The 13,412-nt window shown below is 37.3% G+C and carries 16 protein-coding genes; 9 read left to right on the forward strand and 7 right to left on the reverse strand.

Annotated elements, in window-relative coordinates; all coding sequences use genetic code 11:
* Nucleotides 1-890: 890 nt before the first annotated feature.
* The 7 genes from BW964_RS13440 to gldB form a co-directional block, all read right to left on the reverse strand.
* The gene (locus BW964_RS13440) at nt 891-1,397 is read right to left on the reverse strand and encodes a DinB family protein (protein WP_076508945.1); all 507 of its coding nucleotides are present in this window, start codon (nt 1,395-1,397) and stop codon (nt 891-893) included.
* Between the two features lie 96 nt (nt 1,398-1,493).
* The gene (locus BW964_RS13445) at nt 1,494-1,946 is read right to left on the reverse strand and encodes a GNAT family N-acetyltransferase (protein ID WP_076507959.1); all 453 of its coding nucleotides are present in this window, start codon (nt 1,944-1,946) and stop codon (nt 1,494-1,496) included.
* Nucleotides 1,947-1,951: 5 nt separating this feature from the next.
* Nucleotides 1,952-2,434, reverse strand: a complete 483-nt coding sequence (locus BW964_RS13450; protein WP_076507961.1) for a nuclear transport factor 2 family protein — start codon at nt 2,432-2,434, stop codon at nt 1,952-1,954.
* Between the two features lie 19 nt (nt 2,435-2,453).
* Nucleotides 2,454-3,596: a cystathionine gamma-synthase gene (locus BW964_RS13455; RefSeq protein ID WP_262484547.1), complete on the reverse strand. Its 1,143-nt coding sequence runs from the start codon at nt 3,594-3,596 to the stop codon at nt 2,454-2,456.
* Nucleotides 3,597-3,607: 11 nt separating this feature from the next.
* Entirely contained in the window at nt 3,608-4,168 is a 561-nt protein-coding gene (locus BW964_RS13460) for a hypothetical protein (protein WP_076507964.1), read from the reverse strand.
* Between the two features lie 28 nt (nt 4,169-4,196).
* Nucleotides 4,197-4,526 carry a gliding motility protein GldC gene (gldC, locus tag BW964_RS13465; RefSeq protein WP_076507966.1) on the reverse strand — a complete coding sequence of 110 codons (330 nt, stop codon included), beginning with the start codon at nt 4,524-4,526 and terminating at the stop codon, nt 4,197-4,199.
* Between the two features lie 190 nt (nt 4,527-4,716).
* Complete coding sequence (gldB, locus tag BW964_RS13470) at nt 4,717-5,700, reverse strand: gliding motility lipoprotein GldB (protein ID WP_084175864.1); 984 nt, start codon at nt 5,698-5,700, stop codon at nt 4,717-4,719.
* A 52-nt stretch (nt 5,701-5,752) separates the two neighbouring features.
* Between gldB and BW964_RS13475 the strand changes: the two genes are divergently transcribed.
* From BW964_RS13475 to BW964_RS13515, 9 genes are all read left to right on the forward strand, one after another.
* A complete protein-coding gene (locus BW964_RS13475) occupies nt 5,753-6,394 on the forward strand; it encodes a leucine-rich repeat domain-containing protein (protein WP_076507967.1) in 642 nt (213 codons plus the stop codon).
* A 9-nt stretch (nt 6,395-6,403) separates the two neighbouring features.
* A complete protein-coding gene (locus tag BW964_RS13480) occupies nt 6,404-6,931 on the forward strand; it encodes a GNAT family N-acetyltransferase (protein WP_228432174.1) in 528 nt (175 codons plus the stop codon).
* A gap of 197 nt (nt 6,932-7,128) precedes the next feature.
* Nucleotides 7,129-7,923, forward strand: coding sequence for an NAD(+) synthase (nadE, locus tag BW964_RS13485; protein WP_076507970.1), 795 nt, complete (start codon nt 7,129-7,131; stop codon nt 7,921-7,923).
* 22 nt (nt 7,924-7,945) lie between these two features.
* A complete protein-coding gene (locus BW964_RS13490; protein ID WP_084175867.1) occupies nt 7,946-8,461 on the forward strand; it encodes a ribonuclease domain-containing protein in 516 nt (171 codons plus the stop codon).
* Nucleotides 8,462-8,517: 56 nt separating this feature from the next.
* Nucleotides 8,518-8,826, forward strand: a complete 309-nt coding sequence (locus BW964_RS13495) for a GIY-YIG nuclease family protein (RefSeq protein ID WP_076507973.1) — start codon at nt 8,518-8,520, stop codon at nt 8,824-8,826.
* 57 nt (nt 8,827-8,883) lie between these two features.
* On the forward strand, nt 8,884-9,189 hold the full coding sequence (locus tag BW964_RS13500) for a barstar family protein (RefSeq protein ID WP_076507975.1): 306 nt from the start codon (nt 8,884-8,886) through the stop codon (nt 9,187-9,189).
* 119 nt (nt 9,190-9,308) lie between these two features.
* Nucleotides 9,309-10,559, forward strand: coding sequence for a hypothetical protein (locus BW964_RS13505; RefSeq protein WP_076507976.1), 1,251 nt, complete (start codon nt 9,309-9,311; stop codon nt 10,557-10,559).
* Nucleotides 10,560-10,631: 72 nt separating this feature from the next.
* Nucleotides 10,632-11,879: a hypothetical protein gene (locus tag BW964_RS13510; protein WP_123912036.1), complete on the forward strand. Its 1,248-nt coding sequence runs from the start codon at nt 10,632-10,634 to the stop codon at nt 11,877-11,879.
* 67 nt (nt 11,880-11,946) lie between these two features.
* A complete protein-coding gene (locus tag BW964_RS13515; protein ID WP_123912037.1) occupies nt 11,947-13,191 on the forward strand; it encodes a hypothetical protein in 1,245 nt (414 codons plus the stop codon).
* Nucleotides 13,192-13,412: the final 221 nt, after the last annotated feature.

Genomic DNA, 13,412 nt, shown 5'->3' on the forward strand with positions numbered 1-13,412 from the left:
CTTTTCTGTCGTTCTGTTCCCTATTTGCGGTTGCAAAAGTAAGTATTTATTTCTAACTGACAAAATGTTTACCAAAGAAAATTTAAAGTTTTTTTAGTAACCTTAATCCCTCTACAAACATCTGTCCTTACTGCTTCTGCGCTCCGTTTAACCGGACTGCAAAGATAAGAAAATTTTTAACGCCCGCAACTTTTATTTCTAAAAAATTGTAAGCTCTTTTTTTATCTTATTAAAGCATTTCATAAATACTATTGCTTATCTAAAAGCTCTTCTGTGCTACTGGATAACTCGCGTTTTTCAGTGGGGCAAAGATAACAACTTATCACATAGCAAAACAAACTTATTTAACATAAAATTTACCATTCCGTCATATTGGAACATAAACAGCTGGTAGGCAGAGAGAAAAATTTAAACTAATGTTTAATCTTAAATGAAGTTTTTATGTAAAAACAGGTCTACTGTTTATTTTGTATATAGATAAGGCTTAAAAAATCGGCGTAGGAGTTATTTAATCTATCCTATACAGAGTCTGATCGTAGAAGATTTTGACTTAAGAAGGGCTTTTGGCTAAATATGTTCTGTATTCTGAAATTTTATTTGGTAATGGACTTTATGTAGACACGATAAAGAATAGTTGATCTAGAATCTCTGAGTTTAGAATAGAGCTAAGTTAGAGATTTCACAAGTTTAGGAAGCTTTTTACTTTTAAGAGAATACTCCTATTATATATGTATAAAAAGTTAGGTAACTATTTTCTATTGGAGAAATGAAAATTTCTTGTGCTCCTGAGATTGTATAATAGCATTTTACCGCATAAAATTCCCAATCTGATTAAGTTGAAAACAAAAGAAATTTAAAAATTTTACGAGAATCAATTATCTCTATAAAAACTATTTCAATTCCGATAAATATCTTTCTTCAATAATGCTCAAATGATGATAATTGTGTCCTACTAGCAGTTTTCCGATCGTTTCTACAGCCAATGGATTTCCGTTAGCTATACCTGTATTTTTTAAAACAGATGGCTCAATAGTTTCAAGTAGTATTTGTGAAGACCTTCTTATCAGTTTATATTCTTCAAGCAAGGATTCTAAAGATCTATGATTGGCAAAAGAAGCCGCAGCATAATTTTCTTCATCGAAGCCAGGTAATTCCGCCTTCTCCCCTCTTGCAAAAGCCAGAATTCTGTATTGAAATATTCTTTCAGTATCAGATAAATGTAATAAAAGCTCTTTTAGTGTCCATTTTCCTTCTGCATAGGCAAAAAGAGATTGTTCTTCGGTAATGGCAGAATATACCTCCAGGGTTTTTTCCCCAGATCTTTTTAATTCTCCTATCCAGTCCTCAGAAGGGATCTTATCAAGGTATCTTTGTACGTATTTTTGAAAATCAGACATATTTTTTTGAGTTAATAAGTTATTAGTGATGAATGAAATCAGCAGTGATGGTTTAGAAAAGACCATTTAACCATTGCTTATTGACCATTCACATTTTTAATTTCTTTTGTTTGTCCATTCATAAAAATTCACTGAATCATACAATTGAAAGCCGCAAGCCGGATATAACTGATTTCCGATGTCATTATTTTTTCCAGTTTCCAACAGGACTCCGCACGCATCTGATGATCGGCAAAGTTCTTTTGCTTCTTCAATCAATTCTTTGGAATACCCTTTCCCTCTATGATTTTCGTTGACATAAAGATCGTTCAATAACCAGTAACGCTGCATTCTTGTGGATGAAAATATAGGATAGAGCTGAACAAATCCTGTCAGTTTCCCCTCTTCCTCTGCTACAAAAATTTCAGAGTCTCTGTTCTTGAGTCTTTCTTTAAGAAAATTTTCCGCAGAAGGGATATCAGACTCTTTGTGATAAAAAATTCTGTATTGGTCAAATAATTCTGCCAATTGACTTACATCTCCAAAAGTAGCTTTTCTGGTATTCTTCATATTGATTATAAATGATGATCGTAGCTTAACACTCTTTTCATTTTCCATTGCTTATCTTCAAGAATCCACAGAATGGTAAATTTTGCACGACTTCCCTGATTCCATTTTTCATTTGAAAATTCAAAAAAATCATGTTCTCCTTCTTCTATGAAAGCATACAAAACATTATTATTGTACAAAGGATAGACTTTCATACTATTCGGAACCAGATCACGTCTTATTTTATTCGGTCCTCCACAAATATTATTTTTTATGGAGGCGGTAAAGGCTTTCTCTCCGGAAGTAATTCCACCTTTATCGTGGTAAAACTCCAGGTCGTTGCTTACTATAGATTGATAATGAGAAAGATCACAGGTATTAAATCCTATATTAAAGATCAGACTATCCAGCTTTTTGGCTGTTTTGTATAATTCATCGGTAGTTTTTACCTGGGAATAGACGATCTGACTAAAAAAACTTAAGATTAAAAAGAATTGCATCTTTCTCATTATATTGTATTTTAAAGTATTAAGAAAAAGCTTTCTCAAGATCTGCAATAAGATCTTCTGCATCTTCGATCCCAACGCTTAAACGAACAAGATCATCTGTAATCCCTAATTCCTCACGCTTATCTGCAGGAATAGAAGCATGCGTCATCAATGCAGGGTGATTGGCTAATGATTCTACTCCTCCTAAAGATTCTGCTAAAGTGAAAACTCTTACTTTCTCCAAGAATTTAACTGCATCTTCTTTTTTGCCTGATTTAAAAGTAAAAGAAACCATTCCTCCAGGTTCTCTCATTTGAGATTTTGCCAGTTCGTACTGAGGATGAGATTCCAATCCAGGGTAAATCACCCGATCCACTGCAGGATGCGTTTCAAGATATTTAGCTACGGCAAGTCCGTTATCAGAATGACGCTGCATTCTTAATGCTAAAGTTTTGATTCCTCTTAAAACCAGATAAGAATCGTGAGGTCCCAAAATACCACCACTCGCAAACTGAATGAAATGCAGTTTTTCTCCCAATTCAGCATCTTTTGCAATCAATGCTCCGGCAATGACATCTGAATGTCCGCCTAAGTATTTTGTAGCTGAGTGCATCACGATATCTGCTCCCAGATCAATTGGTCTTTGAATATAAGGTGTTGCAAAAGTATTATCTACAGCCACTAAAATATCTTTTCCTTTTGCCATTTCCACTACCGCTTTGATGTCTACGAGTTTCATCAAAGGATTCGTAGGTGTTTCTACCCAGATCAGTTTGGTTTTGTCTGTGATGACCTCTGCAATTTTAGAAACATCGTCAAAATTCACGAAAGTAAATTTCAGCTGATATTTTTCAAAAAGTCTTGTAAACATTCTGTAGGTACCCCCGTAAAGGTCATCTACAGCTACTACCTCATCGCCAGGGTTCAGTAATTTTAACACACAGTCGATAGCTGCCAGTCCGGAACCGAAAGCAAGACCTCTTGCTCCGTTCTCAATGCTTGCCAAAGAGTCTTCCAATGCCTGTCTTGTAGGATTGGCTGCTCTTGAATATTCGTATCCGGAATGTACACCCGGACTTTTTTGTGCAAATGTAGACGTTAAAAATACAGGAACATTTACAGAACCTGTTGCAGACTCATGATGCTGCCCTCCGTGAATTACTTTTGTATTAAAATTCATAATATTTTTATTTTTTATAAGCCTGCCATAAAAAAGTCAAGGCTTTTTGAAACGTTATCGGATTTTCTTTTCACTTCCAGCTTTCCGTTAAAAGCGTAAGTTACTGCTTCTATCTCTTGCGGAATCTTATCAGGAACAGTGGTTGTGTAAGAAACCTGATATTCACTGTTTTCATACTGATCTTTCCCTGTTTCTTTCAGTTCTTCAAACTTTCCATTGATTTTGAGAATGATTTTTTTCAGAGAATGATCTATATAAGCAATATCTGAGCCGTTTCCTTTAATGAAATCATCCATACCAGGAACAAGCTCCATAATAGATTCTCCTTCCATGTCATGAGGATGAAGGCTTCCCTTTACCATCGCTGCAGGAATCTCCTTTTCTTTGAATAAAGAAATATCCAGATCTGCATTTTCAGCAACTTTCTCAGTCCCTGAAACTTCATTATTTTCTGAAGCAGGAAGTTTTTCTGCCATGACAACAGAATCTCCTGTTTTTGTTTCTTTGAGTTCGTTTTTTTTGCTGCATGCGGCCAACATTACCGCTGTACTGATGAGTAAAAGTGCTTTTTTCATATAATTTTGTGATTGGTGTGGAGTTTTGCTATACCGATCTGATGGCTGATTTAATTGCGAATTCATCCGCTATCTGCTCCAGCCACTGTGCGACATCTTCTTCTCCGGTAGCTCTCTGGTATGTACTTCCTAAAGATACCAAAATCTGATGAATAAACATTTTCATCTGATCTACAGGCATTTCTTTTGTCCAAAGATCGATTCTTAAAGCTTCCATTGTTTTGTCGTCCCAAACAGAGATCATCGTAGCTTTTGTTTCCTCTTTTTCTACCCCGCCGTCCTGAGCGTTCCATGTTATGCTTTCAGGAATGTGGTTCTCATCCAACTCTACATCTATTGTAATCTGAGTTTTTCTCATATCAATCTAAAATTTTTCCGCAAAGTTACTACTTCTTCAGCTTATCTAAAATTTCTACGAAGTTATCTTCACCAGGAAATGACTATTAAAGTAAAAAAGAATTCCTTCGTTGAAGCCGCAATAAATATAAAGTTTCCCATTAAAAAAATAACCTTCAAATTAATTTGAAGGTTATCATTTATTTTAAATGTTATGGTTTTTTAGGTTTGTAGACTGCTTCATTAAATATCTTTGTGCCGTCAAACTTTAAGAAATCCACCAGTTTGGTTTCGGGTTTCTGTCTGAAATAGGCTTTGCAGATCTGCCATCCGGTAAAGATTCCGATCTGAGGGGAAGACTCATTATCAATTTCTGTATAAAATTTGGAGAAAGGTCCCGGAGAAATAAAACGTTCGACCAACCTGGGATCATCTCCGAAGATCAGATTACTTTCTACAAAATAATTCCAGATATTGGACTCATTAGATACAGCCCAATCGTACTGTTTTTTGGTATAGTTCATTTTAAGATAATCCGGCGTCTCCGGAAGGAAGGCATCCTGTAAGATCATGATTTTTCCATTCAGAATGACTTTATCTATGAATTTCTGATGATCCGGATCTTCTGTTACAATATTTTCGGCAAAGATCTGGGAAACTTTAGGAACCATATTCTGTGGGTTCATCGACTTCTGAAAATATAACTCAAGTCCTTTGTAATTGGCATTTCCATCTCCCATAAATCCTGTGATATCGATGAAGAGAAGATTTCCTTTTGAATCATAAAAAATAGGGTCCTGAACCATCTGTAATGCTGATGAAAACAAATAAACTTTAGGATTTTTGAACTGCGGAAAATAATATTTTATATGAGCAAACAGGTCCTGAAGTTCTTTCTGAAGCTTGGTCTCATCTATTTTGCCCGCTGCTTCTTTATAGATCTTGATCTCTTCGACGTCCGCTCTTCTTTTTCCAAAATCGGCATCAGAAACGGTTCCCTGGAACCATGGAAATTTAGCTTTAAATTGTTCAAGAGGAATATCCTGATTGTAAAACTGTTTGGAAATATCCGTTAATTCAACTTTTTCTGCAGTATCTTTTATTTCTACTTTCCACTGGTTTCCGGGTTCTTTTTTACAGGAATCCAAAGCAAGAACTAAAATGGAAGAAAGGGCAATAATTCTAAAAATCTTCATTATTTTTACATGAAATTTAAGTGTACAAAAATAAGGATTAAAAACACAATCGATGAGGAAAATTAAAATATTTGCAACCCTCTGCCTGATTATGTCAGGATTTTCTTTTTTTTCAGCTCAAAAAATTAATTTTAAAGATCAAAACTTTGAAAAGGCTGTACTGGAAAATTTTGATCTTAATAAAAATGGTTCGCTGGAACAGCTGGAGGCAGACGTAGTCACTAATTTATTTCTGGTTCAAAAAGGAATTCAATCGGCTGAAGATACTCGTTTCTTCCCCAACGTCAAAATGATCGTGCTGGATGACAATACTATTTCCCATGTGTCTATTGCCAATTTCCCACATCTAGAGCTATTTTCCTGTACAGGATGCAGAATCTCGGCTTTTAAGGGAGAAGATCTTAAAAATCTGACTTCACTGTATCTTGACCAGAATCTTTTGGAGAACATTTCATTAAAGGACACCCCAAAAATTGATCAATTAACATTATCTTTAAATCAATTAAAAACCATTGATCTCACTGCGCTCAAAAATCTTAGAAAACTGAACGTTGAACACAATAAGATTCAAAAACTTGATATCTCCGGAAACCCGGCCCTTCAAACACTGAACGTAGGCGGAAATAAAATGAAGGAAGCAGACATCAGGAAAGGAACGAAAACCGACGTTACGATTTTCGGAACTGAGCTCTAAATTATGAATATGAAAATAGAAACAAAAAGGCTGATCTTACGAAAACTTGAAGAAACCGATGTTGAACGGATGTTTCTTTTGGATTCTAATCCTGAAGTAATGAAATACATTGGCGTTCCGGTACTCACAGAGCGATATGAATCATTAAACGTGATCAGAATGATCCGGAAACAATATGATGAAAATGGTACAGGAAGATTGGCTGTCATTGAAAAGGAATCCGGACTTTTAATCGGCTGGAGCGGATTGAAACGGCTTACTGAAGAGACCAACGGTTATAAAAATGTATTGGATCTCGGTTACCGTTATTTACCTGAGTCATGGGGTAAAGGCTATGCAATGGAGGCGGCAAGAGCATCTCTGGATCTTGGATTTATTGATATGAAAGCTGATGTTATCTATGCTTATGCCCATTGTGAAAACGAGGGTTCCAATCATATTCTAACCAAATTAGGCTTTGTGAAAACCAGTGAATTTGAAGAACCTGATGGGATCTGTAACTGGTATGAGCTCAAACGCGAAAAATATATACCATAATATAATGACCCAATCAGGAAGATGAGAGTACCGCTTATACTTCGCAGACATTTCAACTATCGTCAATTTGATTCCGAAAAAACCTGTAATTTTGGAATCTCTTTTCCAATTGATTCCTGAAGGTAATGACGTGACTGTTGAGCGGACTGAAGATGGACTAAAAAATGAATTTGAAACAGACTAAAAAAATATAAATAATGCAGACTCAAAAAGTAATAGATCATATTGTACAGTGGTTAAAAGATTATGCTGTAAAAGCCAAAGTAAACGGCTATGTTATTGGGGTTTCCGGAGGTGTGGATTCCGGTGTGGTTTCTACTCTTGCCGCTATGACAGGATTGAAAACTCTTGTTATCGAAATGCCTATCCGCCAGAAGCCGGATCAGATAGACCGTGCCTGGGAACATATGAATGATCTGAAATCTAAGTTTCCTAACGTAGAGGCCATGTCTGTGAACCTGACTCCTGCTTTCGAAGAACTTTATAAAACTTTTGATGTAAAAGATGATCTGTTTCCCAATGAGAAACTGGCTTTTGCCAACACCAGATCTCGTCTGAGAATGCTTACATTGTATTATTACGGACAGCTGAATGGTCTTCTGGTATGTGGAACGGGAAATAAGGTAGAGGATTTCGGAATAGGATTTTATACAAAATATGGTGATGGCGGTGTAGACGTCTCTCCTATTGCAGACCTTTACAAAACTGAAGTATATACGCTTGCAAAAGCTTTAAATCTGGTTAAAAACATCCAGGAAGCCATTCCTACAGACGGTCTTTGGGATGTAGACAGAACTGATGAACAACAAATCGGAGCGACCTATCCAGAACTGGAAAAAATCCAGAAAGAATACGGAACCAAAACTGCCGACGACTATGAAGGCCGTGATCAAGAAGTATTTTTAATTTTTGACAGAATGCATAAAGCAGCTCAACATAAAATAAATCCTATCCCGGTTTGCGATATTCCTGAGGAATGGAGAAATGATTAGCTTTGAGTGATAAATTTTATATATGAACGGTAAAATAAGATCTGTATTTTTTATTTGTCTTGGACTTCTCTTCGGAATGTCTGTGATGTATATCTACAATAATTTTATTGCGGACAAAAAAACAAATACAGAAGCTGCACAAACGGAAGTTTCGAGAAATGCAAAAGTTTCCACAGCTTCCCGAGATATCCCTGAACAGTCTTCTTCCCAGTCCATCGACCAGATTACAGAGGAAAAAAAAGTCATTAGCTACGTTAAGCAAAACCACAGACTTCCGGATTATTACATCTCTAAAAATGAAGCCAGAAAACTGGGGTGGAATCCTTCCAAAGGAAACCTGTGCGACGTATTGCCGGGAAGAGCAATCGGTGGTGACAAGTTCAGCAACCGGGAGAAGAGGCTTCCGGGAGATGAAAAATATTATGAAGCGGATGTGAACTACCGATGTGGAAACCGAAATGCAGACCGTATTATTTTTACGCGAAACGGAGATGTTTATTTAACCAAAAACCATTATAAGAGCTTTGAGAAGCAGTAATTAAGCTTGTCATTGCGAGGAGCGTAGCGACGAAGCAATCTTTATGATAAAGGAATATGAAACCAGGTTTTGTTTACATTATGACCAACAAGAACAAAACAACTCTTTATACAGGAGTTACTTCAAACCTGCCCAAACGTGTGCAAGAACATAAAGAAATGTATTACCAGCAAAGCTTCACGTCAAGATATAACTTATATATACTGGTCTACTGGGAATCATTTCAGGAGATAGGAGATGCTATTTTTCGTGAAAAGCAAATCAAGGCAGGCTCAAGGCAAAAGAAAATAGATTTAATAAATTCAATAAATCCTGATTGGAGAGATTTAGCAGATGATATCGAAAATATCATGGATATTTTTTGAGATTGCTTCGTCGCTAGCTCCTCGCAATGACTAATATTAAATGAATAAAAAAAGAATATGAAGACAATATATATCGATTTTACAAACATCGGAGACTATGAAGATTTTTACGCCCAATTAAAGGAAAAAATAAGTCTTCCGGAACATTTCGGAGATAACCTGGATGCGCTTTCTGATGTCATTACCGGGGAACTGGAAATGCCGCTTCACCTTGAATTCGTTAACATGACCGTAGATCAGCTGGAAATCTTTGAAGATCTGCTGACGACTCTTGAAGACGCCGAGGACGAAACAGAAGATTTCACTTTCACTTATTATCTGGAACAGTATGAGGATGAGGAGGATGAAGGTGAAGAAGAATAATTAAAAACATCAATTATAACGGTTTAATAGAATATTATTCTCTTTCTTAAGGTACTTTTAAAATAAAAGATTAATATTTGCAACATAGCAATCATTAATTCTTCTTGTAAAACTAAACCATGAAAAGAGTACCATTTTCTCTTCTATTCTTACTGACAAATTTTGCTTTCACGACTGCTCAATCAGGCATCAACACTCCTTCTCCTTCTTCTACACTGGATATCAGTGCAAAGAATTCAACAGGAACTTCTACAGATACAGAGGGATTGCTGGTGCCGCGGGTAGACAGACAAAGAGCACAAAGCATGACCCCGGTTCCTGTATCAACATTAATCTATGTTAACAATATTGCCACAGGAACATTAACCGGTACAGCAGCCCGTATCGATTCTGTGGGATATTATTATTTTGATGGAACAGTATGGAGCAAACTTGTTACTTCACTCAATATTTATAATTATGACGGGATGTTATCTGATCCCCGAATTGTGACGACCAATGGCAATCTGCTAAGTTTTATTAATGGAGTAAACAATGTAAAACTTGTCACTTCAGCCACTCAAGCCGCCCTTTCAGCCAACGGATCATCAAGAGGATGGTTAAATCTGGCCGGAGGTTCGGCAAATCTTGATTATTATGTAAACAATACAGGTATTGCCCAACTGGTCTCTTTCGGAACTTCTACTCAACTCAGTATCGGTTCTACCAACGCTTCTCCTCTTGTTCTTAAAACGAACGGAACGGATCGAATTACCATTTTAAGTAATGGAAATACAGGTGTAGGAACCTCAACCCCCAATACAAAACTGGAAATTTCTTCCGGTACAGCCCATATTTCAGGGACAAAACTTACGAACCTTACTTCTTTATCTCCCATCAGTACAGGACAAACTTTAGGCGTAGATGCTGCGGGAAATGTCATAACTGTAGCCAATCCAACGCCTGCAAGCGTCACAACTGCTTCTGTAAACAGTACCACGGGAGCCAGTTTTAATGTAAACGACACGACTGTGATCATGGTACCGGGAACGTCACAGACTGTGGCTATTCCTACAGGTGGAAAAGCATTGTTTATCAATTTCATGCTGGGAATAGATTATGGCAGCAATCCTGCAGGAAGTGGCGCCTCTTACTATGAGGCAAGATTGTATATAGACGGTGCAGCTACCGACTGCTATATGCGGACTCAGGAATACGGACCTGGTGGATTCAGTGCTCAGTTCAGCTTTAATACAGTGAAATTTCTTGCAGCCGGAAATCATACCATCGATGTAAGAATGACGCGAACCTTTAATAATGGAGTGGCTTCAGGTGTCAATATGCTCTGCATCCCGATTTCTATGTCATTCAATGCTACTTATTTGAATTAATGCAGATCATTCAAGTAATCCATTACTTTCTTTTACCGTAAAATTAATGACGTATCCTCTTAAAAAATTTCCATGAAAATATTACAACTCTCCATATTATTCATTATTTCAGGCTATTCACTTATGTATGCACAAGTGGGTATTAATACTCCCGCTCCTCTTTCCACATTAGACATTAATGCTAAACATGCTACAGGTACTTCCACAGATATAGATGGAATACTGGTCCCCAGAATAGACAGACAAAGAGCACAGAGTATGAGTAGTGTTCCTGTTTCTACAATGATTTACATCAATAGTATTGCCACCGGCACCCAAAACGGCACTGCTGTCAATATAGATACAACCGGATTTTACTATTTTAACGGAACGTCCTGGATAAAACTCATTCCTTCCAACACTCTCTATACTTCAGACGGCACTTTAAACGGGCTCAGATTAATAACAACCAATGGAAATCCTATCAGCTTTGTCAACGGAACCAGTACTATCGGCATTATCACCAGCGAAACAGAGGGCGGATTTTCAGCAAGCGGATCAGCTAAAGGGTCTGTCACTTTATCTTCATCTGCCGAAACATTGGAAACCTATGCAGACAATGGCAATGCGACCCAAATGAATTCTTCAGGAACAATCACAAAATTAACTATCGGAACCACTAATACAGCCCCTCTTTCTCTTAAAACAAACGGAACAGAAAAACTTACCTTACTGAATAATGGAAATGTAGGAATCGGCACTACTTCCCCTAATACTGCATTGGAATTAAATTCAGGAACTGCAAATACATCGGGCTTAAGGTTTACTGATCTTACCTCTTCCTCTCCAATAGGTACAGGGCAGGCTTTGGGTGTGGATGCCAATGGAAATGTAGTGACGGTTGCTAATCCCAACCCAACTACTGTAAGCACTTCATCGGTAAACAGTACAGCTGAAGCCAGCTTTAATGTAAATGATCTCACCGCTGCGGTTATATCCGGAACATCACAATCGATCTCTATTCCCATGGGTGGAAAAGCTTTATTTATCCATTTTATGCTTGGAGTGGAGTACCTCAATAATCCCCCAGGAAGCGGAACCGCATACTATGAAGCAAGATTATATATAGATGGTGTTGCCACCGACTGTTATATGAGAACACAGGAAATAGGAATCAGCGCAAATGCTTCCTTTAGCATCAGTACCATCAAGTTTCTTGCAGCCGGAAACCATATCATAGACGTTAGAATGCAGAGAACTTTCAATAATGGGACGACTTCGGGTGCAGATATGATTTGCAGTCCCCTGTCAGTATCATTTAATGCTTCCTATTTAAACTAAGCCTAAAATCAGTAAGAAATGACTATTTAATTAGCATGATCATTAATCATTATTTTAAAACTACTTCATGAAAAGATTTCAACGCTCCATTATATTTCTATTTGCCGGAATGTCTCTTGTGATGGCACAGATGGGAATTCATACGAGCCTGCCACTTTCCACCCTTGATATTAATGCAAAAAATCCTACAGGGACAAGCAACGGTATTGATGGATTATTAATTCCCAGAGTAGACCGGGAAAGAGCCCAAAACATGGCTGCTATTCCTATTTCAACATTGATTTTCGTCAATAGTATTGCTACAGGGACATTAACGGGAACTGCCGTCAATATGAATGCAACAGGATATTATTATTTTAATGGAATAGCTTGGACAAAACTTGGGACATCCAATTTCTATAATTCAAATGGCCTCCTATCGGGAACAAGAACAGTAACGACCAATGGAAATCCTCTCGTCTTTATGAATGGCATGACCAGTGTAGGAATTGTAGCAAGCTCGGTTCTGGGAACGCTTTCTGCCAACGGATCTTCACGAGGATCTCTTTACCTGACCGGGGGATCGTCACATCTCGACCTTTATGTGGATGACAATAGTCTGGCACAAATCAATTCTTATGGAAATTCTACTCAATTCAGTATAGGTACTATCAACGATGCTTCATTAGCTTTAAAAACTAATAACAGAGAAAAAATTATAATACTGGGTAACGGAAATATGGGTATAGGAACCAATACTCCCGGCTCAAAATTTGAAATTGCTTCCGGCAGTGCCCATATCTCGGGATTAAAGTTCACCAATCTCACCTCAGCCTCTCCCATCAGTACAGGACAAGCTATAGGCGTTGATGCCACAGGAAATATAATTACGGTCGCCAATCCTGCTCCGGCAAGTATTAATACAGCTGCCGTGAATAGTACGAATAGCGCCAATTATAATGTCAATGACCTTACTGCGACCATAGTCACGGGAACATCACAAACGATTACAATCCCTGCAGGAGGCAAAACTTTATTTATTAATTTCATGCTTGGAATCGATTATACAGGGAATCCTGCGGGAGGTGGACAGGCCACTTATGAAGCAAGATTATATATTGACGGAGCGGCAACAGACTGTTATCTGCGGACTCAGGAAACCACAGCCGGAACCAATACCCAATTTACCATCAATACCATTAAGTTTCTGTCCGCAGGAAATCACACATTAGACATCAGAATGATACGAGCTATTAATAATGGAACAACATCAGGCGCCAATATGCCTTGCAGACCTATTTCAATATCATTTAACGCTTCGTATATTAACTAAAGAGCCCAACCATATTGTACAAAACCCGCAAAAAATTTTGCGGGTTTTTTGTGTCATTTTTTATTGTAAAGAAGCATTAAAAACATCACGAAAAAAAAATAAAAAAATAAAAACCAAACCCCGTTCTACCTCGTATATATATTAAAATGAAATTATTAATAACAAGAAATAATCACCACACACCTGAATATCTATTAAAATAAAAACCAATTAATTGTTAA

Source organism: Chryseobacterium shigense, assembly GCF_900156575.1.
Classification (GTDB): Bacteria; Bacteroidota; Bacteroidia; order Flavobacteriales; family Weeksellaceae; genus Chryseobacterium; species Chryseobacterium shigense.